Genomic DNA, 22,641 nt, shown 5'->3' with positions numbered 1-22,641 from the left:
CTGCTACTGGGGGGTTGCCCATTCTGGTTCTTCATGTGACCACGGCTTTAGTGCCTCGCGTGTCGTGTCGTCGAGGTGGCGTAGTGAACCGGGGAAAAGACGAACGCGGCGGTTGATCCACGCTCGGTGGATTTCATCGGTAGTGAGGTCGTAGACGGGAGCCAGGGCGTCGAGCTGCTCCATGATGGGCATGGATACTGCCTGTTCCAGTTCGTAGATCTGCTGAGAAGTTATGCCTGCTTCGCGTGCCGCACTCGCAGCATTGAAACCTTTACTGATCCTCCGGTCTACGAGGTCGGCATCTTCGGGAGTGCGGTTCGACAGGATGAGGACGGTGGTTCCCAACGCTTCAGCTAAGAGCGGGGCGGCCTGGGGGGCCGGCTTGTTCCGTCCCGCCACCCAGTTGCTGACGACGGCACGGCCGACCTGACAGTCGACGGCAAGTTGTGCCTGCGTCTTGCCTGACTGTTCAAAGAGGTCGAGGAAGACGTCCTTGTCGAACGCCTCCATGCGGCCGAGCGCCATGCGTGTCCTTCTGGAGGGGGTGGGCGATGCTGTTCGACTCATGACTCTACTTCCTCTGTTTCTGATTCGGTGCACCACCTTGACACGCGGGTTTGCTCCCAGCGGTTGTAATGGCGTTGCTTACAGTTTAAGCTAAACACTGACCTTATTGGCAACCTTGCGACGGAGAAAACAGTGAAGAGACAAGTAGTAGGTTCGCGTCTGGGCAAGACTGCGGTGGCGTTCGGCCTGTCAACCGGTGTCCTGGTCGGGACAGGTGTCGCGTATGCTGATGATGCTCAGCCAGGCACCAGTGATGCCCAGGCCCCGGCGGCAGAGGATGCCGCGCAGCCGGGAACCACGGATGCCACGCAGCCCGAGGATGATGTCCAGCCGGGTACCAGTGATGCGCAGACGCCGCCGGCTGATGACACGCCTGCAGGGCAGACCCCCTCCCAGCCGGGAACGACTGATGCTCAGCCTGCGGAGACCCCCGACACCGCTGACCAGGGGGACACCACCCCGCAGCAGCCCGTCACCCAGCCTGAATCCCCGACCACGCCCGTGGAGCCCGCTGCACCTGTTCAGCAGGACCCCACTCCTGTCGCAGCGCAGCAGCCCTCAGCTCCGGTTGATCAGCCCACCGCCGCGGCCGAGGCCCCGGCGGCTGATCCGGCCCCCGCAGCACCGGTGCAGGATGCCCAGGCGGACGTTCCTGCCGCTCAGAGCGCCCCCGCTGAGCCTGTACCGGCTGAGCCCGTGGTCGCTGAGGCTCCGGTCGCTCCGGTTGCCCCGGCTGCACCGGCACAGCCGGAGGTGCTGTCGGCCTGGTCGGTAGACGCCTACCGCGGCGATGACACCGTCACGATCTCGAATGAGACCGTCGCCAACCAGACCAGCTTCAACGCCGAAGCCATCCTCGGGGACTACACCGTCACCGCACCCACTCTCACCGTCGGGCAGATCACCCCAGCAGCCGTTGAGGTCGGTGTTGGTGATGCCGCACTGACCGAGGTCACCCTCGACCCGACCATCGGCCAGGTCGTCGAAACCGCGACCACGGCCGGCGATCAGCTCGCTGAGCTCGCCGCCCCGGTCGCCGAGGTCGTCCCGGACCACGGCACGGTCACCACCGGTGACACTACCGCTGGAGCATCAGCCTCCTGGGGTGTTCCTGCTGAGCAGGACGCCTAAGCGGCACGGAGCAAAGGGGACACCATGATCACCGGAGGTACGCCGCGTACTACCTGCACCACCTGTGTGCGGGTGGACGAGCGTGCCTGGCACCGGGGTGATCTGGCGGTGGCCCACACCGACGTACGACACGACACACTGCTTTCGACCTTTCCAGTGGATCCACGTGATCGCTGTGCTGCTGGGTGTGATGGTCCCGGTGGTTCGGTTGTCCGTCGTCGTCGAGACGATCGTGCGCAGCTCCGGCGAGCTGTCTGGGAGAGGACAGTCGCCGCAGTGCAGTTCACCAGTTCCGTGAGGGGTGCCGGTGGATCGCGCAGAGAAATCGCCTGTGGTGTGGACCACCCCCAGATCATCCCGGGTGACTGTGGTCTACCGCAGCATCCACCTGCAGAGAAAAGGGGAACGTAATGGGCTGGATTGATGATCTAGCGAAGCAGGGCATCGGCGGCTCGTCGCCGGAAAAAAGCGACATCGACACCGCCGCGACGGACACCGACGACACCGTCGACGTCGACGACACTGCTGATGACGGTGGCAAGGATGGCGCCGGTGACGAACCGATCCGGCTTCCGTCGCGCAAGAGGGACCGTAAGGTTCCCGCCTACCTCGACAAAAGCACCTACGCCACTGAGCCTGTCGATCACCAGGACGCTGTTGAGGACGACGATACCGCCGCGGTACCGGCAAAGCGGGTGACGGCGGACAAGCCGAAAAAGTCTAAGAAGCCTCGCCCATCGGCAATCCTCGACACGGCCCGTAGCGGCCTGTTGTCTGGGTGGCGTGGTGGCGCCACGGCGATCGGGGTGATGGTCCTGGCGTTGGGTGTGGCCGGAGTGTTCGGTGTGCGGGCGATGTCAGGCACCGAGGCGGTCACCGCACGTGACACCGGCCAGAGCAGTGTTGCTCCGGCGCCGAGCCCGACTGATCACCGAAACCTGCTGCCCGACGCTGACAATGCCGGCCCGGCCGACAACGAGAAGTCGATCGGTGGAACGTGCAGCACGGTCGAGGACTCCGAGCTGCCGGTGATGCGAGCCAACCAGCGCGATATCCGCGGTGCCTGGGTGACCTACAACAGCGAGTTGTACGCCCACAACGCTGAGGGGATCGAAGCGGTCTTGAGTGGGGATTCCTCCATGCGAGATCAGGACTGGCCGGCTGTCTTCGATGAGGTCGACAAGGGCGCGACCTTCTGCCTGGAGATGGACAAGGTCTCCGGAAAGCAGGTCCGCGGACACCTCACCGTCACCACGGCTGATGGTGAAACCACCGATTACTACCAGAAAGCCACCGGGGTCGACGTCGACGGCCGGTGGTTCCTCAAAGACATCACCCAGGACTCCACGAGAGGCACCAGAGCATGATGATGCGCACAACGAAACAGCCCTCCAGGCAGGTCATTGCTGGCCTGGTGGCGGTGGCCACCGGACTCACCGTGGCCACCATTCCCCCCGCGGCAGCGCAGGATGACGCTAACGAGTCGACGAGTTGCCCGGCGGTGCACATGCTGCTGGCACCGGGGACCTCGGAGACGGCCCGTTGGGCCGACCCGAACACCGATAGCCACGGGTTCTTGTCCAACGAGGTCGCCAAGCCGATCCTCAACGGCTCCAACGATGGCCAGGTCCCGGATCTGGGTGCAGGACTGTCGAAGCTGCTGGAGCTCCCGGACGCAGTGGGCAGCGCCCAGGCGAGCTCGTCCTCCGGGGCGTCAGCTCATTCATCGGCAGAGTCGTCGACCTCGGGCGATGAGGTTGTCCAGCGGGTCAGCCGCACGTACGTCACCTACCCGAGTACGGCCGGGGGAGTGGCCATGCCCGGCATGTCGAAGAACGCCGGGGACGCCACCAGCTACGAAGACTCCGTCGCCACGGGCGTGGAGATGACCGAAGACCTGGCCGGCAAGATCGCCCTGCGGTGCCCGGATACCGAGATCTTCCTCATCGGCTACTCACAGGGTGCCGAGGTCATGAGTGCTGTGGCACGCCGTTCCGGCGCCGGTCAGAGCTACCTGGAGCCCGACAGCGTGGCCGGAGTGGCACTGTTCGCCGACCCGACCCGCGACGGTGGTACCCCACTGCAGCCCGGTGGGGACAGCAGCCCGGGACCGGTCCCCGGAGCTGAGGGTGACAGTGTCTCCCAGGTTGTCAGCGGCCTGGAGGAGATGACCACCCCGGATGCGCGCGGCCTGTCGACCGACAAGACCGGCATCGACGGCTTCGGGGAGCTGCAGGACCGCACGGTGAGCTGGTGCCTGATGGGCGACTACGTCTGCGGACTGCCTGCAGACAGCGAGTTGACCAACGACATCGTCACGATCCTGGAGAGGATGTCACTGGCTGATCCGGTCAAGACTCTGCGCGGTGTGGGCGATGTGCTCGACCGAGCCGTGAAGGTCGGAGACATCTCCGAGGTCGCCGACTTCGACTTCGGCGACGACGGGTTCAGCACCACCGCCGAGGATGCTGCAGAAACCCCGGTACTCACCGAGCGCGTGGCCGCGCAGAAGGACCCTGAGCTGGCCGAGGATGCCGACTCATCCACCACCAGCTCAACGACCAGCTCCGCAACGGACGAAGAGACCGACGCCACCGGGGACTCCGGCAGCAGCGAGGCCAGCGAATCCGCTGAGGCGGCGGAAACCACCGACCCCAGCGAGTCCGCCGGCGTGCAGCCGGGCACAGGTGATGACGCGTCCTCGACGTCAAGCGCTGAGCCGAGTTCTGAGACGAGCTCTGCCACCAGCACCGCTAGCGAGACCACTTCTGAGTCCACTGAGCCGTCGGCGGCGAGCACACCGAGTAAGACCAGCGAGCCGGCAGAGACTCCAGACAACGGGTCGGCTGACGGGCCGGCGGATGTGAAAATTCCGGGTGTGGGCAGTGTCCCTGGCCCCGGGCCGATGCCTGATGTGCCTGAGGTCCCGGGCATGCCCGGGGCCGCCGGGATGATCAACGACACCGTCGACAAGGTCGTCCCCGTCGCCGCCGGTCTCGGCGGCATGGCCCTGGGCGCGGGCATCACCGTTGCCAAGCGCACCCTGACCCCGGAAAACATCGCTCAGATCGGTATGGCCGGGATCTCCGGTGGCCCGCAGGCCGCCGGGGCGATCGCCGCGGCGAAGCTGACCGAGTCCGGCATGACCCTTCTCGAACCGGCCAGTGCCTCGGGCTACGCCCGTGACGTGCTCGACCTGCTCGACGACAACGACATCCCTGTCGCTGACGAGGTCAAGCTGGCAGTCAACCTGTCGAGCTGGATGTCGCTGACCGAGCACATCGCCTACGCCGAACGGGCGATGCTGCCCGACGGTCGTAGTGCCGCACAGGCAACCACCGACTGGGTCCAGGCCATCGCCTCAGACCTCACCGCCGACTCCGATACGCCGATGGACACCAGTGGCATCTCGGATCTCGTCGACGTGGGGACCAGCGTGCTGGCCGAGGTCGACTTCAACGACGAGCTGGCCGATCACGCCAAGACCACCCTGGCCGAGCTGGCCAAGTAAGTGGAAGGAGACGACACGGTGAATACCGCAGAAGCCTACGACGGGCCACGAGTACTACCCGAGGTCCCGTCGACGAAAATCAACCACCGCTCCACCGGAAGTGTCCCGGTAGCCACCAGCTCCGTGCTCACCGACGGGGAACAAGAACCCGCGGTGTACCTGCTCGGCGCACACGGTGGCGCCGGGACAACCACCCTGGCCCACAGCATGGCCCCGATGCGCGAGACCGACGTGTTCCCCGCCGAAGACGACCCCAACATGGTCGCGGTGGTCACCGCCTTGCACCGTCCCGGACTCGACGCCGCGCACAGGATCATCCGCCAGCTGCAGGCCGGGCGTGCCGGCGGCTGCGCCCTGGTCGGTCTGATCGTGGTGAACACCACCGGAGGCAAGACCCCCAAACCGGTCGCCCAGCGCCTGGCCGGGGTCGCCGACAACGTCTCAGAGGTCTGGGAGATCCCCTACATCGAGGCATGGCGCACCGTGGCCACCGACGCTCAGCCGGTCTGGACACCAGACCCCGGGGAAACCCCGCGAAAGAAGCGGAAGGTCGACCCGCTCACCGACGTCCCGCCGAGCGTGGCTGATGTCGCACTGAACATCTGCCGCAGTGCCGTGGACCTCTACGAGTCACTGTCCTAACCCCTGACTACCCACCTCCGCATTTCCCCCGTTTCTCGAAAGGAACTCCCGAGATCATGTCTCGAACCACCTACCTCGCTCAGAACACCGACACCAGCTTCCTCGACGGAATCAATGCCTGGATCCCCGACTTCATGGGCACCAAGCTCCAGGACGTCACCGGCGTGGTCATGGCCATCTGCTTCATCGTCATCGTCATCGGTGGCCTGATGATCGGCGCCGGAATCGCCTTCGCCCGCCAGGACGGACGCTCCGATCAGGTCGCCTCCCGCCTGCTGTGGTGGGGCGGCGGAGCGGTGATGGCCTCCGTGGTCGTCGGCGCCGTGCAGTGGCTGGCGTCCTAAGCCCCCTCAACCCTGCAGTCATCTGGCCACTAGATCACCCATGGAGAACCTCACCGTGCACCCCATCGCGCTACTCGCCCAACAAGGCCCACCCGAGGAGAAGCAGGACCTCACCGTCGATGTGCTGGCACAGCTGTCCCTGTGGGTGTCAGTGGCGATGGGTTTCGCCTTCTTCTTCGGCGTCGTGGTGCTGCTGCTGATGGCCAAAGAGATCGCCACCGCCCGCGACGAAGGACGCTCACCCCACCAGATCACCGACCGTCTGCTGACCGTGCTGCTGTGCACCGTCGGAGTATCCGTGATCGGTGCGCTGGCTGGCTTCGTCTACATCGCACGCTAAAGAGCCCCACCATCCCCGACGGAAAGGACCACCGAGACCATGAGCCGCACACTTCGCACCCTGCTCACCGCCACAACCCTCGCCGGCGCTGTGGCGCTGTCCAGCTGCGGCAGCGACGATGACACTGCAGCCACCAACGACGAGCCCGATCTGACCTCCGCGCCAGAAGCGACCTGGACGACCTCTGCCGGTGTGCCGTATCCGCGGGGGACCGCTGGCCAGTGTCCGGAAAAAACCGATCCTGTGCCCCACGGCTACGACCAGACCCCCCAGTGCGCAGTGATCGCTGCGATGTCGGGACAGGTCATGCTGGCCACCACCGGTGACAAGGACTATCCCGAGATGTCTCGCACGATCCTCGCAGAAGGCCCCGGAAAACAGCAGTGGGACCAGGCCAGGGCCCTGCAGACGGTGTCCGGTCAGGAGAACAACCCCGCCACGTTCGCCGGGTTCACGTTCACCGACTACTCCGACGAGCGTGCCCAGCTCCTGCTGGCCGTCGAATGGCCCGACGGCACGCTGACCGCCCAGCCGACCCAGCTGGCCTGGCAGGGCGGCGACTGGCGACTGGTGCTTCCCACCCAGCAGAACGCCGTCGACGCCACCGAAATCGAGAACCTGGACGCCTTCACCACCTTCGGGCCGGATGAGAGCAGGAAGTAGTAGTCATGAGTAGCAGCACTAAGCGCAAGTCCCTGATGATCGGCGGGATCATCGTGGTTGTGGTCGCCGTGATCCTGGTCGTCGTCGCCGTGATCGGCAGTCGGCAGGGCGGTGACGAGACCGCCGACGACACCGAGCAGTCACAGAGCAGTGATTCTGCCGGCCCGGCCGGCAAGTTCTCCTGGAAGGACAAGCAAGCCGACGCCTTCGGCCGGATGGGCTATCTCGCCGAGGACCCGAAGGGACAGATCCTGTCCACCGATACCCGCACCTACAGCTCCCTGGAGGCCGCCGAGGACGCGCGCCCGGAGGGCATTGTCTTCCAGGCGACGGAGTTCTCCGGCGGCTGGCCAATCCCGTTCTCCGAGACCGACGGGCCCACCGGCTTCGACGGGACAGTGCCGATCGGCTACACCAAGTCCGCCGCCGGGGCAGCACTGGCCACCGCGGCGTACTACACGCAGAGCTCGATGCCCCCGACGATGGGGGAGTACACCGAGAAGATCATCCTCGGCGCTGCCGACGATCAGCTCGACGCCGCCAGGGAGCAGTCCCGCAAAGCCGTCGAGCAGCGTGGCACCGAGGTCACCGTGCACGGCAATTCGCCGGGGCACTACGCGATCAACGCCTTCGACGGCGACTACGCCAGCGTGATCATCTACAACACCTCACCCTCCTCGGGACGGGTCCAGGCCGCACAGTTCGAGCTGCGCTGGATTGACGGGCAGTGGAAGGTCAGTGGAGCTGTTTCCGCGGAGACGTTCGACACGCTTCCCGAGGGGGCACAGACATGGTAACCACGACGAAAACCTTTACCCGGCTGTTGCTGGTCACCCTGGTGGCCCTGATTCTCGCCGGTGTGACCGGGGCCCCGGCGTCCGCGCAACCTGAGGTCAATGATGGCCAGTGCGTCGAGGCCGCCGGCGACTGGGAACGCGCGCAAGACGCTGATGGCTTCGGCGACACGGTCTCCGGCGCTGTGGGAACTGTGATCAACGGTGTTCAGTGCATGGCCCCCACCGGTGTGCTCGGTCCAGTCGGCGACGCCGTCGGGGTCGCCAATGACGTCGAGGATGTCGTCGAGTGGAAGGACGGCGCGTTCGTCGAGTTCGTCCGCAACATCAAAGACGGCAACCCCGCAGTCATCGGCTTCACGATGAGCCTGTGGACCAAGTTCAAGCTCGACGCAGACAGCCTGCAGCTGCGTGCCGACGGCATCAACAACATCGTGTGGCAGGCCGCAATCGTCGGCCTGGCCCTGAGCATGCTGATCGGCTTCATGAAAATCATGGCGTCGCGCAACGAAGGCTCCTCCGAATCCCTCACGGGGGCTGCGAAAGGCTACGGAAAGTACCTTTTCCTGGGCATCCTCGTGCCGTTGTTGGCCGTGCCCTCCCTCGCGGCGTTCGACTCGCTGGCCAATCACTGGATCAACACCTACGTCACCGAGAACGGCGACTTCACCAAGCTCACCGACGCGGCGACCATCGGCGAGGAGCTACACCCCCTGGTGATCTTCCTGCTGGTGGGACTCTCCGCCCTGGGTTCGGCGGCGATGTGTTTGATGATGATCATCCGAGTCATCGCCCTGCCGGTACTGATCGGCCTGCTACCGATCTTCGCCGCCTGGGCCATCGGTAACTCCGGAAAGTCCGCCGCTGACAACGCCTTCGGCGTCACCTTGAGCTTCATCCTGCTCACCCCGGTCGCTGCCCTGGTCTACTCCTCGGGGGTGTGGGTGGCACTGAACCTCGACGGCACGGAAGAAAACAAGGTGATCAGCATCATGATCTTCGGATCAATGGGGTTGGTGGGCCCGGGCATCTTCGCACTGATCCTGCCCGCCCTGCGCGGGCAGGCCGGCGGTGGTGGTGGTGCCCTCGGAGGGGCGCTGATGGGAGCTACTGGTGCGATTCTCGGCGGCGCCGCCGGCGGCGCGGGTCTTGCTATGGCCGGTGCCGGTGCGGCGTCCTCGGCGATGGGTTCGGCCAGCAACAGTGCAGCGAGCTCCAGTCCCGATGGTGCGACAGGCGCGGTCAACGCGCAGACCACGTCTCCCGGGGTGACCAGCACCGGCGGCGAGGGCCCTACCGGTAGTAATCCTTCCACCGGCGGCCCGGGCGGGCCCACCGGTGGTAATGGCCCCACCGGATCCAGCCCATCGACGGGTGGGACGGGAGGCGCGGGCAGTCCCACACCAGGGAGTGGGGCAAACCCCAAGTACGGCGGAAACGGTGCCGCTGGCCCCTCGACCGGTGGCGCCCGGCCTGCCGGGTCCGGGTCGGCGACGGCCGCGCGCATCCTGAGCAACGCCGGCGGCACCGCCGCACAGACCCTGTCCAACACCCAGGGAGTTCTCGACCAGGCGGTCGGGGCTCCCACCCACCCGCAGCGCTGAGCGAAAAGGGGATAGATTATGGCTACCGCCACCAAGGAAGCACAGACCTACACGCTGGGGCGTAAATCCGAGCGCAACTTCATCGGCCGCCTTCCCGCCCGCACGGCAATCGTGCTGGGCTCTGGGCTGGTGCTGTTTCTGCCGTCGATGTTCCTCGGCCAGATCAAGTTCGCTGTGCTCACCCTGGTGATCACCGCGGGGGTGGCAGCCCTGGTGCACTTCAAACCTGGTGGCCGTAGCCTCCCTGAGCGCACCCGCATCCGGGTGGAATCCCGCTGGCGCTCCAGCACCGGGGAAGACACTTTTCTGTCCGGCCCGGATTCGAAGATCCCCGGCGGGCAGTACCGCCTGCCCGGGGCGTTGTCGGCCACCGAGATGATCGAGACCACCGACGCGGTCGGGCGAACCTACGGCATCATCGTCAACCCGTTGGACAAGACGGCGACCGTGCTGCTCACCGGTCAGCTCACCGGCGATGTGCTGCGCAGCGTCGAAGAGCAGGACATGCGTATCGCCCAGTGGGGACGCTGCGAGGCATTGTGGTCGCAGAACACCGAACTCGAATCCGTCGTCTCGGTCGTCGACACCCGCCCGGCCACCGGCATGCTCGTCGCCCGCGAGGTCGACACGATCATCGACAAGGACGCCCCGGCCCCGGCCAGGGACATCATGTACGAGAAGGCCGCGGTGCTGCACCAGGGGGTCCAGGAGCTCGACTTCCACGCGGCCTTCACCGTGAAGGTGCCGATGTCGCATCGCCAGGACTACAGCTTCGCCGAGCAGCTGAGCTACCAGGTGCCTGAGTTCTACCGCCCCCTGGCCTGGGCCGGCATTGATGCCCGCCCCATGACCAGTGACGAGATCTCCGCCACGGCGCACTCCTACTTCACCCCCGGCTCCGAAGCCGACTTCGAGCAGCTGCGCGTCCAGCACCACGGCCACGGTATGGCCTGGCGGGACGCCGGCCCGTCGACGGCCGCAGCCCTGCAGCAGTGGTACTTCCACGACGGGGCGTACTCGAGGACCTGGGAGATGCGCGAGGGGCCCAAGGCCACGTTCGAGCAGAACCACCTCGCCCCGCTGCTGCGCCCGCACGATCGAGTGCTGCGCAAGAAGGTCGCCCTGGTGTTTCGGCCCTACGCCCCTGGTGAGGCACAGAACCTGGTCGATGCCGAGCACAAGGACGCCATGGTCGGCGTCAACAACGGTAAGGGCATCAAGAGCGCTGATGCGCAACTGCGCCTGGAGGCCACCGAGGCCGCCCGCCAGGCGTTGGCCCGAGGTGCCCAGTACGGCCGCCGCAGCCTGTACGTCTCGGCCACCGCCATGCCTGACGAGGACCGTCGGGCGATCACCGCAGACATCAAGGCGATGGCTGCCCAGTGCAGCATCAAACTCACCCCGATGGACCGGATGACCGACGCGGCCTTCGTGTTCAGCTGCGGGTTGGGTGCGCTTCCGTTCGGCAAGACCGGCCTTCGATCTGGCCGCTGACCCCACCCCACACGCACTGACGAGGAGAACGAGACCATGACTTCCCTGATCGCCGCCCTGAGAAGAAAAGTCGAGGACACCAGACCCACCGCACTGCGGGGTCTCAACGTCGACACCCGCATCGACGCCCGCGGTTTCGAGCAGGTGATGCTCACCGACGTCGCCCGCCGACAGATCAGCATCTCCAGCGCGGTCGCCGACGAGGTCCTGCTCGACGAGGCCACCGTCAACCGGTGGAACGCGCGGGTCGCCGAGACCGAGCGCATGTTGGTCACCTTCGCCGCCGACTCGACGAACCCCGACGCCCGCCCGCTGCTTGGGGCGGTGTTCCGCGCCGCCGGCAAGGCCGAGCGCAAAGACCTCACCGAGCTAGCCACCTGGCTGACCATCAACGGTCCGCGGATCTACGACACCGCCAGTGACGTCGGCCTGGACGCCACCCCGGTCAATGAGGCCGACCTGACTGACCGCAGTGCGACGATCCTCGCCGCCGGCGGGGAACACCGCCTGCAAACCCTCGACGACATCACCCAGCTGGCCTGGCAGGAGACCAACCACCACGTCGAAGTCGACTCCACCAGCTTCTCGGTGTTCACCGTCTCAACCTCGGTGCCGGGTGTCGCCGAGGACTTGGATGGGCTGATCGCTACCTGGGACCTGCCGGCACAAGTCACCCGTACCCGCTGGATGCGCCCGTACGCCCACCCGGAGCTGCTCGAAGAGCTTGACCTGAGTGACCCGGGCCGGATGTGGGCCACCGTGACGGTCACCGGCGGCGAGGGCAGCGATAAGGCCTTCCTACAGGCCCTGCACCCGGCGACACGACTGCACACCCGCCGCGGGTACTGCCGACAGTCACTGCTGCTGGCCGCCTCACTCGCGCTCGGCCCCACCGGATTCCAGAACCTCATGATCAACAAGGACCTGCTGCGATGACTATTACGATGAGCCGCGAGCCCCGCGTCACCGACGACGGGGACGTTACCGACGATGAGTTCTACGCCGAGTTCTACGCCGACCTGCTGCATGGGCGCCGAAAGCACCCTCTGCCGCTGAGTCCCACCGCACGCCGTCTGGCCCGCTGGCAGAAGAACAACCCGGACACCGTCAGCCGTATCAAGGAACGCTGGCTGGTCGACCAGGGCATCGCCCCGGTCGTCGGTGAGGCGTCCTTCGAGGCCCCGGGGGCCAAGGGCTACCCCTCGGTGGCCGGCAACGGCCGCTCCTCGGGCCTGGCTCGGACCATGGCCGAGCCCGCCGAGTACCTGATGGCCACCAACTACGCCGCCGGGTGGAATCCGAACTCCACCGGATCCCCGGCGCCGATGATCGGCCCGCCGATCGGCCGGTCCCTGCTCGACGGTAAAGACGTCGGCTTCGACGCGCTGTCCTGGCTCGGTCAAGGCCTGCTGTCCACCCCCTCGGCGTTCATCATGTCCGTGCCGGGGCTGGGCAAATCCACCCTGATCCGTGACACGCTGCTCGGACATATCGCCCAGGGCCACGTGCCGATCATCCCCAACGACCAGAAGAACGAGTACTCCGCTCTGGTCGAGGCCGTGGGTGGTCAGGTCATCCGCCTGGGCCACGGGTTGGGAACCCTCAACCCCCTTGACCCTGGGGCCATGGGTCGAATCATCCCTGAGCTGGAACAAGCCCTGGCCACCGGCACGGGCAACCCTGCGAAGATCACAGCCACGATCCGCCGGGCGAAGAAGGAGGTCGCCGCCGCGCAGCGCCGCATGGTCGAAACGATCGTGTCGGTCGGCCGACAGGCCCGTATGGACGACTTCGAGTCCGCGGCGGTGGCCGCTGCCCTGTCGGAACTCTACGAGGATGAGGCCGCGTGGGTGACCCCGCCGGAGCTGACCGATTTGATCAACCACCTGGAGACCGGCTCTGATCTGTTGCGCAAGATCACCGTGTCTGCCGACGCCGAAGAGTACCGACAGACGATGCGGCCTTTGCTGCGCAGTCTGTACGCACTGATGAACGGCGTGACTGGCGAGATCTTCACCGGCCAGACCTCTGATCCGATCGATGTGGACCACCCGGCGGTGGTCATCGACGTCTCGGCGATCGACGACAACGACTCCACCGTGAAGTCTGCGGTGATGATGGCCTGCTGGTCCTCGGCGATGGGAGCGGTCACCGCGGCACAGTTTTTGGCCGATGTGGGGCTGCGTAGGCAGAAGCTCTACGCCGTCACCCTCGACGAGCTGTGGGGCACCCTGGGTGGTGCACCCGATCTGACCCGTCACGTCGACGCGCTGCTGAGGCTTCTGCGAACCCTGGGCATGGCGGTCTACCTGATCACGCACGGCTCGAAGGACCTGGAGACCCTGCCGACGATTGAGGATCGCAACCGGGCGATGGGCTTCATTGACCGGGCCGGCGCGGTGATCTGTGGCGGGCTGCCGGCCGAGGAACTGGAACTGCTCAGCGGAAAGCTGCCGTTCAGCGAGCGAGAGAAGGACGAGATCGTGTCCTGGAGTGAAGGTGTGCCGTTGCCGCGTGTGCGTGACTCCCAGCCGGCGATCCCGCCGGGTCGTGGCTGCTTCATGATCAAGTCCTCGAAGTCCAACAGCCCCGGCGTGCCGATCGTCACGGTCGTGGTCTCGCTGGAGAAGACCCTGAAACTGCACGACACCAACTCCCGCTTCCAGGAGCAGTGGGAGGAACAGCGCATGCGCTCTGCAGCCTCCACCGAGGGAGAGCTGGTGTCAGCCGGTCTCGATGCCCTGCACGAGGGCGGTGACCTGTGACCACCTCCTCGTACTCTGATGAGTTCCGGATCAAGGCCGTCGATGCGTTCGTCGCCTACTTCCAGGCATCAAGTGGGTTGACGTCTGCGGCACGAATGGCCGCCGAAGAGTTCAGCATTGCCCCCTCGACGGTGCGCACCTGGGCCGAGGAACAGGGCCGTACCCCGACACCGACGTGGGGCGAGATCCGTCGCCTGCGCGCCCAGAACGCGATCTTGAGCTCCCGGCTGGCCAAGGCCCAGAACACCGAGCAGGCTGCAGTCGACTGCCCGGACTGTGGTGGTGATCTGGGATGAAGAAAATCGCTGGCGTCGTCATCGTCCTGTTCCTGGCTCTGTCAACGTTCATCGTCGTCATTCTCGGTGACTCCGATGACGATCTGACGTGTACGCCGAACGGGTCGGGCGGCGTTGGCGGATCGGGAATCGTCAACAGCGACGGCCTGGCCTTCCCGGTGGCCTCGTCGGCACAGTTCACCTCCGGTTTCGGTGAGCGTTGGGGCGAGGCACACAACGGTGTCGACTACGCCGGCCCGATCGGCACGGAGATCTACGCTTTCGCTGATGGTGTCGTCGCCGCCGCGGGCCCGGCCTCGGGTTTCGGTAACTGGATCGTCATTGACCACAAGATCGACGGTGAGGACCACTCCACGGTCTACGGGCACATGTCCGCTGACAACGTTCTGGTGTCTGCCGGGGATACGGTCAAGGCCGGCGATCACATCGCCGGCATCGGCAGTGAAGGCTATTCCACCGGACCTCACTTGCACTTCGAGTACTACAACGGTCTGAAACTCTCCGGTGGTACACCGGTGGACCCGCAGCCGATGCTGGAGGAGATCCAGGCAGACGGTGGCAGCTCGGATCGCTCCAGCGACGACGATGACGAGGCAGATGAGGCCCCGGCAGCGGGCCCCTCGGCGCCGACCTCCGGAGGTAACACCAACGAGGGCCAGGACGTCTCGCTGGGCGTTGCCAACGACCCGAACACGTTCGATGAACGCCAGCTCGACAACGTCCGGGCGATTATCCAGGTCGGTAAAGACCGCGGTGCGCCAGAGTCGGTTATCAAGGCCGCTCTGATGGCCGCCGGGCCGGAGTCCGGGTACCGCATGCTCGCCAGCAGGGCGGTCCCGGAGTCGCTGACGTACCCGAATGACGGCGTCACTCCTGGTGATGCCACCAGTGTGGGGATCTATCAGATCCAGACGCCGATGAATATGCCGGTGGCTGATGCGATGGATAGGACCAAGCACATCTCGTGGTTCTACGACACCGCCGAGCAGCTTGCCTCCCCGGACCAGCACCCCGGCGAGATCGCCGCGAACGTGGAGCGTCCCCGGGAGGATCTGCGGGGCAAGTACATGCAGTGGGAGGAGACCGCCGATGTGCTCCTGGAGTCAGAGGGCAACATCTCACCCAGCGCCTCCGACTGTGCCCCCGGTGGCGGCGGAGACGGTGAGGTGCCCGCCGACCTGAAGGAGTTCGCCGACAATGCTGTCGAGTACGCCCGCGAGCACCTGGGCCTGCAGTACTCCTGGGGCGGTGGCGACTGGAACGGCCCGACCAAGGGCGTGCCCGACGGCGGGGTGGCCGACTCGTTCGGCGACTACAACCGTGTGGGCTTCGACTGCTCCGGGTTGACGATGTACGCCTACGCCCAGGCCAGCGGCATGCGCGTGAAACTGCCGCACTACACCACCAGTCAGCAAAACGATCCGGTGATGACCGAGGTCAACCCTGGTGACATCGCCAAGGGCGACCTTCTGTTCTTCGGTGGGGCCGATCCCCACCACGTGGCCATGGCCACGAGCGCGACCACGATGATCCACGCACCGCAGTCTGGTGACGTGGTCAAAGAGCAGCCCATCGCCGAGTTCGGCGAGCAGGCCTCAGCAATCCGACGACTCAAGGAGATCCCCAGTGAAACCACTGAATAACCACCACACCGCCACACCGCGTCGCCTGGCCGCTGGCCTGGTGGTCGCCGCCGCCGCACTTGCCCTGGCGTCGTGTGGCGACGACGTTGACGCACCGCAGGAGACCACGCAGCAGGCGCCGTCGCCGAGCTCCGACAGTGGGGCCCCCAACCCGACCCGCGCACCGCAGGTCGGTTCCGGTGTCGGATTGGCCGAGGTCCCCTACGTCGCACTGAACCAGGAGGCACTGCGGGTCAGCGATGGTGACGGTGACGTCGACGGCAGTGATCCCGCCGACGTCCTGCGCCGCGGTCTGCAGGCTGCTTTCGCCTGGCGGCCGGCCGAACAGTCCGGCCAGTTCGACAGTTTCGTTGTGGCCTCCAGCGCCTGGAACAACGACTACCTGCGCGCCGAGGAGACCCGGCTGACCACACTGATTCCGATGTCTATGCGCGACTGGGCCTCCTGGGGCGATCGCGATCAGATCTTCTACCCGGAGGTCACCGTGACCAACGAGACCCACCCCGCCGACACCGATACGGATTTCTCCCGGGTGGTGAAGATCGATCTGCAGACCGGGACCCAGGACGATCCGAGTGCCGGCCGACACATCATGACGATCATCGGCCAGGCACGCGTACACAACTCCGATGAGGGCTGGAGGATCGACAACTTCCAGGTCCGCGACACGATTGTGGGGCAGCGATGAGGCGCCGCCACACGAGCCGTTCTCGCCGCTGGAGCACCGTCCTGCTCGCCGGCGCGACAGCCAGCGCCCTGGTTCTGACCGGGTGTGGCTCTGATGATGAGCACGCCGGCCACGAGCACACCGGTAGTGATGCTCATGAGCACATCGACCCCATCGCCGCCGATCCGGCCGTCACCGCCCAGGCGGTGGCGTCCACCGTGCTGACGTGGGACCCCGCCCAGCAGGATTCTCCGTGGGAGTTGGCCACCAACTTCATCGAGGACACCCTCACCGGGGATCTCGCCGACAAAGCCGGCGAGCCGTCCTCGGCCGCAGCGATGGCTGACCGCCCGAAACAGTGGGACGGGTGGGCCGCCGGGGGAGCGACGATGAAAGCCGTGGTCCTGGACGTCGAACTCGCCGACGAGGACAACGACGAGGTAACAGCGGTGGCTGAGGTCCAGCAGACGCTGAACTACCCCGACGGCAGCTCGTCGCGGTGGAAGAAGTCCACGCAAGAAGTACACCTGGTGGCCGAAAACGGTCGCTGGAAAGCCAACTCACTCAAGGAGACAGCAGCATGAGCACGACCACGAAGAAGTCCAAGACCAGCAAGGAAGACTCAGCTCGATTCGACGAGATCGACAGCCTGGTCACCACCCCGGCGAACAAGGCCCGCCTGGTTGCCGCGAAAACCGCTGACGAACTGCGAGATCTCGCCGAGGAACTGGGGGTGGACACCGGCCGTGACAGCAAGGACATGGGCAAGTTCATCTACAAGTTGAAGGTCATCGGCGTGGACTTCGTTGGAATGGCCAAGGCCGACGCCGCCGAGCGTCGTGCCGGGCTGGCCGACAAGGCCGAAGACCTGGCTGAGCGCGCCGACGACCTACCGTTCGTGCGCCTGTGGTGCGGGGCGGTCGAGAACGAGGCGGACGACTCCGGGGCGTTCGGAATCGTCGACGCCGAGGGCACGGCGATCTGGTACGGCACGTTCTCCAGCCGCTTCGAGAAGATCCGTAAGGCCGGTGACTTGATCTCCGCCGAGCAGTCCGCGGCCGACAAGGCCGTCTACGCCACCTCGAAGGCCCGCGAGGCCGCGGGACTCGACGAGATCAGCCTGTGGTTGACAACAACCTGCCCGGAGCTCGACGAGGCTGCGTTGAAGGTTTCCGGCGCCCGGCTGGGCGTGGCGGTGGACATCACCGTCGACGACGAGGATGAGTCCGCGGTGCATATGGCTGAGTCGCCGGGATACCGCAGCTTGAAGAACGTGACCGAAGAGGAGTTGAAGGCACTGGTGGAGACCGACCTTGAAGAGGCCGGTGAGGAGGACGACAACGACACCGAGGTGGAAGACAGCGATGTCGACGCCACCGGTGATGATGAGGAGGCCTGATCATGGCTGGTAGAGACAATCCGCGCGACGACAAGGTCGGTGGGCTGAGTTTCGAGACGAAGGCAGCGTTCGCGGTGTTGGGAGGGTTCGTTGGGATCAACGTGCTCGCCTGGATCTGCCAGCGCGCAGCGGTCAAGTTCTCGGGAGCTGATGCGGCAAGCCCGCCTAACCCGGTTGTCGCTGCGTTCATGATCGCGTTCAGCGACGAGTACCCGTGGCCGACGATGGCCACGGTGATCGCCGTAGTCGTGGTCGCGGTGGTCACCACAGCAGTTGTGCTGATCCGCATGGCCACGCGTAAGAGAACCAAGCGTAAGCAGGAGACGGGCGAGAAGACCCGAATTGACCACGTCACACGCCACCTGGCCAGCCCCACCGACGTGCGTAGCCTGTCACCGGAGAGTCGCCGCAACGCCCACCTGCGCAAGAAGTTGCCGGATATCGGCTGGTACGGCTTCACCATCGGCAACGAGGTCGACTCCGGCCAGCCGCTGCTCAGCGGTGCCGAGGATCAAGTCGTCGACATCTGGGCGCCGCGCCAGGGTAAGTCGACCTCTCGGGTGCTTCCCCAGATCTACTCTGCCCCGGGGCTGTTGGTGACCACCTCGTGCAAGCGAGACGTCATCGAGATGACGGCCAAATACCGCTCTCTGGTGGGTGAGGTGTGGGTGTTTGATCCTCAGGACATGGCCCCTGACCTGCAGGGAGATCCGTGGTACTTCGACCCGCTGGACTACGTTCGCCGCGATAGCGCCTGGGACTCCAACGCCACGACACTGGCCGACATCTTCGATGCAGCCACCAATGACCACGGAGATGTCGCTGATGGGCAGAACAGCTTCTTCTACCAGCAGGCTCGCAAGCTGTTGAAGGGGATGTTCCTGGCGGCCGCGGTCGCCGACCTGCCGATCACCTCGGCTTTTCGCTGGGTGATGCGCCCCGACGATGATGAGCCGCTGCGGATCTTGAAGGACAGCAAGTGGACGAATGTCTCCCTGGGGATGGAGGCCCAGTACGACGAGGAGGAGCGCACCCGTTCCAACGTCTTCGCCGCCGCGGCGAATGTCGTGGAGTGCCTGTCGACGCAGTCGGTCGAGCGGTGGGTGACTCCGCGGGCGGGGGCCCGCAAGCTCAGCGTGTCTGATCTTGCCTCCGATGAGACCGCGTCGTTGTTTCTGATGACCAAGGATGATGAGCCTGTGGCCCGTCCGATCACCAGCGTGCTGGTGGTCATGATCCTCAAGGAGCTTGAGGCTAGGGCCGAGCGCTACCCGCGCAACCGGTTGCCGGTGCCGGCGGCGATGCCGCTGGACGAGATCGCCAACGTTGTGCGGTGGCCCCAGCTGCCTACGAAGTTCTCCACCTACGGTTCGCTGGGCATCCTGGTCGACGTCGTGCTGCAGTCCTGGGTCCAGGGCGAGGAAATGTGGGGGGTCAGCGGGATGCGCAAGCTCTGGTCGGCGGCCGGAGTCCGTGTGATCGGCCCCGGCCAGACTGATGATGAGTTCGCTGCGAAGATCTCCCGGATGATCGGTAGCCACACCGAGATCAAAAGCTCCAAGTCCTACGGTTCAAATGGTGGTTCTGCCAGCGAGGATGTCGTTGAGAAGGAGACATTGCCGGCCAGTGAGATCCAGGCGTTGCCGGAGTTCCGCATGATCGTGCAGGCTACCGGGCGCCGGCCGATGCTGGCGCGGATGGTGCGCTGGCAGGACCAGTCCTACTCCCCGGAAGTCGAACAGCGCCTGGAGCGTGCCGGGCTGCGCGGCGACGGCCAGGTCGAGTCGGCTGCTGTGATTGATCACGATGAGACGATTGGAGCGTGAGTGATGTTCGCTGATTTCATCCACGATGCCATGCCCGCCGAGGTCGCAGAGCGTGCGATCACGCTAGCGGGGAAGGAGGCCACGCGCCTGGGTGAGCATCCGGGTCTGCCGCTGGCGATGGAGCGCCGTGCTCGCCGTGAGGCCGACCAGTATGGTGCGAGAGTTTTGGGGCTGCCGCAGCCGGTGCAGTTCCTCACCGTCTACGACTTCTTCGATGACTACTTGGCACCGATGTACGAGGTGCAGGACCGCAACCAGGAGAAGAACTGGTGTAAACGGTGGTGGGATCACCGCTCGGTGCTGATGCGCGTCACGGCGATGTGGCACAAGTACGAGAAGATGCGGCTCGATGACCCGGCCGGGTTCCAGGAGGACTTCATTCGGTTCGTCGTCGACCATCACATGCCGTTTCTGTTGTCGGCGCAGTCACCGATGAAGAACTGCAGCCCAGATCACCAGCCCTCACGTCAGCTGCCCAGCGAGACCCGTGAGAGCGTCGAGGACGAACAAACTGATGGAGGACAGTAGTGATGAGCAGGACACTGAGCGACGCCCGCGTGCGAGACATGGTCACCACGGCCCGAGTGGCAGGGCACCGCTACCCGGGGTCCCGCCGGACCGGGTACCTGGAGGGCGCTCAGCTGCGACAGGCCTCGTTGCCCAGACTGGTGACGGAGGTTGCACGCGCTGAGCATCCGGATGCGACAGCATCCTGGCGCGACCGTCGGCGTTCGGCACTGGCCGATGAACTCGACCGCAGGGAGTTCCCGTCTGCTGCTGGGTCGGCGCGGGAGAGCTGGGACTCCGCCCGGTATACCGAGACCCAGGCTGATATCGCCAGAGACAATGCGGATCTGGCTCGGGCGCGAGCGGAGATGGCCCGTCAGGATGCAGAACAATCGCGGGACGAGTCGCGGCGCATGGATCGTACGGACACCGAGAGCTCGGTCGGGGTCTCACCGGTGGCGGCTACGGCACTGATCGGTGGCGGCATTGTCGGGTTGGCGTTGATGAGTGAGGCGATGGACGTCGAGCAGGAGCAGATCGACGCGGAGTACCTGGCCGGCGAGGACGGTCTGACCCAGGAGTGGTCGACGGATATGGAGGATCCGAGTGTGGGCGGGGAGTCGATGGTGCCGACGGAGGCCACCGACCTGTCCGTGTCGGTGGCCGATTCATTGGCAGGAGCTGCGACGTTGTCGCCAGAGGCGGCCGGACCCGCTCAGACGGTGGAACAGGAGGTCGAGCTCACCCCTGAGCTGTGAGGTCGTCGGGGGTGTGTGGCCATGGGGTGTCTGCCTGGGGGTTGGGCAGATGGACCCCGTGGACGCGGTAGAGGGCCTGGTCGACGAGATCGACCAGGTCCTCGTCTGTGTCGGCCAGCATCGCACGGCCGGCAGACCCGGGGATGCGGATATCGAGGCTGTGGGCGAAGTCTGAGACCAGGTGCTCCCGGCCTTTGATCGACCTGATTTCACCATTGATCTTGAGAATCAGATCGCGCGCCAGGGCGCAAGGTTGGGTGTCCGTGTCGTCAACAATCGGTCGTGAGGCCCCGTACAGCTCGAATTCGTCGGTCTCGCGCTCATGGCGGGTACGGGCCCAGTGTCCCAAAAGACCGGTGTCCCTGACGCTCGTGACCCGCAGCGCAGCGTTGGTGATCTCCGGAACCACGGGTGTGGCGAGCCAATCTTCGATTGATTCCTTCGCACGTGTGATCTGCTCGTCAGTGCATCCGAGGAGACGTGCGATGCGCTCAACGGCCTCCAAGCCCACCGGAGGGGAGAAGTTGGTGTAGGTGTTGATGTTCAGCTGCGCGTGATATTTCTGCACCTGGCGAAGAGCCTCGAACGCGGTGATGTTGTAGCGGGTCGCGAGCACATCCGGGGTGGGGATCTCGAAGTGGGTGGTGTCGTAGTCCATGCAGATGTTCAGCGCCTCGCGGGCGGAGAGGGTGTTTTGCTTCCACTGTTCATCGAACAGGCTGTGCCGCAGAGGGGGCGAGGGGATGTCGCCTTCCAGTGCGGTGAAGGGGTGCCGTGTTACCTGGCTGACTGTGGCGCGTTTGATGCGGTAGAACTTCGCGGCGTCGTTGGCGGAGTAGCCATGCAGCAGCAAGATCTTCACCAGCGGGTGGTAGGTGATCTCGGTGACGAGATCGGAGAGATCGCGTCGCAGGGTGGTCGCGCGTGCGTGGGTGACGTTGAGGGCCGGGAAGAAGGATTCATCGAGGTTGGGCATGAAAAACACAGTACACCTGTTTCCCTTCTGGGAAACAGGTGTACTCTTGCCGACCGGTGGGGCTACATCTGCGGTCGGTGAGGCTGCTCGAGTTGTTGGCCCCATCCTTGGGCGGCTGGAGTCGTATTCTGCTCACTGGAGAGGTCAGCCACACCGAGGTTTCCTGGTGATGCTGAGGCCCACTGACTCTGCACATCGTTGGCGGGGCCGACACTGCCACCAAGGTGATCGTTCGGATCGAACTCACCGGTGGGGTCAGGGTCCACGCTGACTCCGTCCTGCCGCAAAGGGGGGAGGGGGATTGGGGCATGAGGGTCGAAGGAGTTTCCTTCCCCAGCATGCAGCGCTGCGGAGAGCACATCCTGGCCCTGCGGCGTAAGAATCTCCCCGCTGTCGAGAATGCCGTCCTGACCGTCCTGTTGCCAGTAGCTGATGCGGACGCCTTCGCCTATGCCGCGGTGATCCGCGACGTGGATATCGGAGGGCTGCATGTCCTGGAAGGCGTCGCCCTGCATCGTGGGCAGGTTCACACCGCTGCCGGTCGCGGCCGCGACCACCAGGTCATCGAACTGTTCGAGGGCGCGGCGCTTCTGCGTTCCCTGGCTACCGATCTCTCTGGCGTCGACGTGCTCGGCGACATACTGCTCTGTGATCAGCGCCTGCGGGTCAACAGCTGGAGTGGGCTCTTGGGCAGGCGCGACAGCGTGCTGCGGG

At 65.4% G+C, this 22,641-nt stretch carries 23 protein-coding genes; 21 read left to right on the top strand and 2 right to left on the bottom strand.

Annotated elements, in window-relative coordinates; genetic code table 11:
- Nucleotides 1-3: 3 nt before the first annotated feature.
- Nucleotides 4-525: a helix-turn-helix domain-containing protein gene (locus tag ACT3SZ_RS15320; protein WP_444620070.1), complete on the bottom strand. Its 522-nt coding sequence runs from the start codon at nucleotides 523-525 to the stop codon at nucleotides 4-6.
- A 174-nt stretch (nucleotides 526-699) separates the two neighbouring features.
- Here ACT3SZ_RS15320 and ACT3SZ_RS15315 point away from each other — a divergent pair, with 174 nt between their 5' ends.
- The 20 genes from ACT3SZ_RS15315 to ACT3SZ_RS15220 all read left to right on the top strand — a co-directional run bounded on the left by ACT3SZ_RS15315 (nucleotide 700) and on the right by ACT3SZ_RS15220 (nucleotide 20,951).
- Nucleotides 700-1,698, top strand: coding sequence for a hypothetical protein (locus ACT3SZ_RS15315; protein ID WP_444620068.1), 999 nt, complete (start codon nucleotides 700-702; stop codon nucleotides 1,696-1,698).
- 410 nt (nucleotides 1,699-2,108) lie between these two features.
- Nucleotides 2,109-3,065 (top strand): hypothetical protein, encoded by a 957-nt coding sequence (locus ACT3SZ_RS15310; protein ID WP_444620066.1) that lies wholly within the window; start codon nucleotides 2,109-2,111, stop codon nucleotides 3,063-3,065.
- A complete protein-coding gene (locus tag ACT3SZ_RS15305; protein ID WP_444620064.1) occupies nucleotides 3,062-5,209 on the top strand; it encodes a cutinase family protein in 2,148 nt (715 codons plus the stop codon). Before ACT3SZ_RS15310 ends, ACT3SZ_RS15305 begins: the two co-directional genes overlap by 4 nt.
- 18 nt (nucleotides 5,210-5,227) lie before the next feature.
- The gene (locus tag ACT3SZ_RS15300) at nucleotides 5,228-5,851 is read left to right on the top strand and encodes a DUF6668 family protein (RefSeq protein WP_444620063.1); all 624 of its coding nucleotides are present in this window, start codon (nucleotides 5,228-5,230) and stop codon (nucleotides 5,849-5,851) included.
- 56 nt (nucleotides 5,852-5,907) lie between these two features.
- Nucleotides 5,908-6,195 carry a hypothetical protein gene (locus ACT3SZ_RS15295; protein WP_444620061.1) on the top strand — a complete coding sequence of 96 codons (288 nt, stop codon included), beginning with the start codon at nucleotides 5,908-5,910 and terminating at the stop codon, nucleotides 6,193-6,195.
- A 40-nt stretch (nucleotides 6,196-6,235) separates the two neighbouring features.
- Nucleotides 6,236-6,535, top strand: a complete 300-nt coding sequence (locus tag ACT3SZ_RS15290) for a hypothetical protein (protein WP_444620060.1) — start codon at nucleotides 6,236-6,238, stop codon at nucleotides 6,533-6,535.
- A gap of 39 nt (nucleotides 6,536-6,574) precedes the next feature.
- Nucleotides 6,575-7,198: a hypothetical protein gene (locus tag ACT3SZ_RS15285; RefSeq protein ID WP_444620059.1), complete on the top strand. Its 624-nt coding sequence runs from the start codon at nucleotides 6,575-6,577 to the stop codon at nucleotides 7,196-7,198.
- A gap of 5 nt (nucleotides 7,199-7,203) precedes the next feature.
- On the top strand, nucleotides 7,204-7,995 hold the full coding sequence (locus ACT3SZ_RS15280) for a hypothetical protein (protein ID WP_444620058.1): 792 nt from the start codon (nucleotides 7,204-7,206) through the stop codon (nucleotides 7,993-7,995).
- Nucleotides 7,989-9,596: a hypothetical protein gene (locus ACT3SZ_RS15275; protein WP_444620057.1), complete on the top strand. Its 1,608-nt coding sequence runs from the start codon at nucleotides 7,989-7,991 to the stop codon at nucleotides 9,594-9,596. Before ACT3SZ_RS15280 ends, ACT3SZ_RS15275 begins: the two co-directional genes overlap by 7 nt.
- An 18-nt stretch (nucleotides 9,597-9,614) precedes the next feature.
- On the top strand, nucleotides 9,615-11,090 hold the full coding sequence (locus ACT3SZ_RS15270; RefSeq protein ID WP_444620055.1) for an SCO6880 family protein: 1,476 nt from the start codon (nucleotides 9,615-9,617) through the stop codon (nucleotides 11,088-11,090).
- Nucleotides 11,091-11,126: 36 nt separating this feature from the next.
- The gene (locus tag ACT3SZ_RS15265; protein WP_444620054.1) at nucleotides 11,127-12,026 is read left to right on the top strand and encodes a hypothetical protein; all 900 of its coding nucleotides are present in this window, start codon (nucleotides 11,127-11,129) and stop codon (nucleotides 12,024-12,026) included.
- Nucleotides 12,023-13,855, top strand: coding sequence for an ATP/GTP-binding protein (locus ACT3SZ_RS15260; RefSeq protein WP_444620053.1), 1,833 nt, complete (start codon nucleotides 12,023-12,025; stop codon nucleotides 13,853-13,855). The genes ACT3SZ_RS15265 and ACT3SZ_RS15260 overlap by 4 nt, the downstream gene beginning before the upstream one ends.
- Nucleotides 13,852-14,151, top strand: a complete 300-nt coding sequence (locus ACT3SZ_RS15255; protein ID WP_444620052.1) for a transposase — start codon at nucleotides 13,852-13,854, stop codon at nucleotides 14,149-14,151. Before ACT3SZ_RS15260 ends, ACT3SZ_RS15255 begins: the two co-directional genes overlap by 4 nt.
- Entirely contained in the window at nucleotides 14,148-15,794 is a 1,647-nt protein-coding gene (locus tag ACT3SZ_RS15250) for a peptidoglycan DD-metalloendopeptidase family protein (RefSeq protein WP_444620050.1), read from the top strand. The genes ACT3SZ_RS15255 and ACT3SZ_RS15250 overlap by 4 nt, the downstream gene beginning before the upstream one ends.
- Nucleotides 15,778-16,482 (top strand): hypothetical protein, encoded by a 705-nt coding sequence (locus ACT3SZ_RS15245; RefSeq protein ID WP_444620048.1) that lies wholly within the window; start codon nucleotides 15,778-15,780, stop codon nucleotides 16,480-16,482. Before ACT3SZ_RS15250 ends, ACT3SZ_RS15245 begins: the two co-directional genes overlap by 17 nt.
- Nucleotides 16,479-17,045: a hypothetical protein gene (locus ACT3SZ_RS15240; RefSeq protein WP_444620046.1), complete on the top strand. Its 567-nt coding sequence runs from the start codon at nucleotides 16,479-16,481 to the stop codon at nucleotides 17,043-17,045. Before ACT3SZ_RS15245 ends, ACT3SZ_RS15240 begins: the two co-directional genes overlap by 4 nt.
- Nucleotides 17,042-17,860 (top strand): hypothetical protein, encoded by an 819-nt coding sequence (locus ACT3SZ_RS15235; RefSeq protein ID WP_444620044.1) that lies wholly within the window; start codon nucleotides 17,042-17,044, stop codon nucleotides 17,858-17,860. Before ACT3SZ_RS15240 ends, ACT3SZ_RS15235 begins: the two co-directional genes overlap by 4 nt.
- 2 nt (nucleotides 17,861-17,862) lie before the next feature.
- Complete coding sequence (locus ACT3SZ_RS15230; RefSeq protein WP_444620042.1) at nucleotides 17,863-19,686, top strand: type IV secretory system conjugative DNA transfer family protein; 1,824 nt, start codon at nucleotides 17,863-17,865, stop codon at nucleotides 19,684-19,686.
- Nucleotides 19,687-19,689: 3 nt separating this feature from the next.
- The gene (locus ACT3SZ_RS15225) at nucleotides 19,690-20,214 is read left to right on the top strand and encodes a DUF4913 domain-containing protein (RefSeq protein ID WP_444620040.1); all 525 of its coding nucleotides are present in this window, start codon (nucleotides 19,690-19,692) and stop codon (nucleotides 20,212-20,214) included.
- A gap of 2 nt (nucleotides 20,215-20,216) precedes the next feature.
- Nucleotides 20,217-20,951, top strand: a complete 735-nt coding sequence (locus tag ACT3SZ_RS15220; RefSeq protein ID WP_444620038.1) for a hypothetical protein — start codon at nucleotides 20,217-20,219, stop codon at nucleotides 20,949-20,951.
- Here ACT3SZ_RS15220 and ACT3SZ_RS15215 read toward each other — a convergent pair.
- Nucleotides 20,935-21,927, bottom strand: a complete 993-nt coding sequence (locus ACT3SZ_RS15215; protein WP_444620037.1) for a hypothetical protein — start codon at nucleotides 21,925-21,927, stop codon at nucleotides 20,935-20,937. The genes ACT3SZ_RS15220 and ACT3SZ_RS15215 overlap by 17 nt on opposite strands.
- Before the next feature lie 338 nt (nucleotides 21,928-22,265).
- Here ACT3SZ_RS15215 and ACT3SZ_RS15210 point away from each other — a divergent pair.
- Nucleotides 22,266-22,641, top strand: a 376-nt coding sequence (locus tag ACT3SZ_RS15210) for a hypothetical protein (protein WP_444620035.1), incomplete at its 3' end; no start/stop codon positions are given.

Origin of the sequence: Corynebacterium sp. AOP40-9SA-29, from assembly GCF_052377405.1 — a bacterium.
Taxonomy (GTDB): domain Bacteria; phylum Actinomycetota; class Actinomycetes; order Mycobacteriales; family Mycobacteriaceae; genus Corynebacterium.
The sequence above is the reverse complement of the archived record's forward strand: the minus strand, read 5'-3'. Positions and strand labels throughout refer to the sequence as shown.

Excerpts from the sequence above, each read along its gene's own strand:
- ACT3SZ_RS15320 (WP_444620070.1), bottom strand. The coding sequence starts at position 525 with ATGGCGCTCGGCCGCATGGAGGCGTTCGACAAGGACGTCTTCCTCGAC.
- ACT3SZ_RS15310 (WP_444620066.1), top strand. The coding sequence starts at position 2,109 with ATGGGCTGGATTGATGATCTAGCGAAGCAGGGCATCGGCGGCTCGTCG.
- ACT3SZ_RS15305 (WP_444620064.1), top strand. The coding sequence starts at position 3,062 with ATGATGATGCGCACAACGAAACAGCCCTCCAGGCAGGTCATTGCTGGC.
- ACT3SZ_RS15295 (WP_444620061.1), top strand. The coding sequence starts at position 5,908 with ATGTCTCGAACCACCTACCTCGCTCAGAACACCGACACCAGCTTCCTC.
- ACT3SZ_RS15290 (WP_444620060.1), top strand. The coding sequence starts at position 6,236 with ATGGAGAACCTCACCGTGCACCCCATCGCGCTACTCGCCCAACAAGGC.
- ACT3SZ_RS15285 (WP_444620059.1), top strand. The coding sequence starts at position 6,575 with ATGAGCCGCACACTTCGCACCCTGCTCACCGCCACAACCCTCGCCGGC.
- ACT3SZ_RS15280 (WP_444620058.1), top strand. The coding sequence starts at position 7,204 with ATGAGTAGCAGCACTAAGCGCAAGTCCCTGATGATCGGCGGGATCATC.
- ACT3SZ_RS15275 (WP_444620057.1), top strand. The coding sequence starts at position 7,989 with ATGGTAACCACGACGAAAACCTTTACCCGGCTGTTGCTGGTCACCCTG.
- ACT3SZ_RS15270 (WP_444620055.1), top strand. The coding sequence starts at position 9,615 with ATGGCTACCGCCACCAAGGAAGCACAGACCTACACGCTGGGGCGTAAA.
- ACT3SZ_RS15265 (WP_444620054.1), top strand. The coding sequence starts at position 11,127 with ATGACTTCCCTGATCGCCGCCCTGAGAAGAAAAGTCGAGGACACCAGA.
- ACT3SZ_RS15260 (WP_444620053.1), top strand. The coding sequence starts at position 12,023 with ATGACTATTACGATGAGCCGCGAGCCCCGCGTCACCGACGACGGGGAC.
- ACT3SZ_RS15250 (WP_444620050.1), top strand. The coding sequence starts at position 14,148 with ATGAAGAAAATCGCTGGCGTCGTCATCGTCCTGTTCCTGGCTCTGTCA.
- ACT3SZ_RS15240 (WP_444620046.1), top strand. The coding sequence starts at position 16,479 with ATGAGGCGCCGCCACACGAGCCGTTCTCGCCGCTGGAGCACCGTCCTG.
- ACT3SZ_RS15235 (WP_444620044.1), top strand. The coding sequence starts at position 17,042 with ATGAGCACGACCACGAAGAAGTCCAAGACCAGCAAGGAAGACTCAGCT.
- ACT3SZ_RS15230 (WP_444620042.1), top strand. The coding sequence starts at position 17,863 with ATGGCTGGTAGAGACAATCCGCGCGACGACAAGGTCGGTGGGCTGAGT.
- ACT3SZ_RS15225 (WP_444620040.1), top strand. The coding sequence starts at position 19,690 with ATGTTCGCTGATTTCATCCACGATGCCATGCCCGCCGAGGTCGCAGAG.
- ACT3SZ_RS15220 (WP_444620038.1), top strand. The coding sequence starts at position 20,217 with ATGAGCAGGACACTGAGCGACGCCCGCGTGCGAGACATGGTCACCACG.
- ACT3SZ_RS15215 (WP_444620037.1), bottom strand. The coding sequence starts at position 21,927 with ATGCCCAACCTCGATGAATCCTTCTTCCCGGCCCTCAACGTCACCCAC.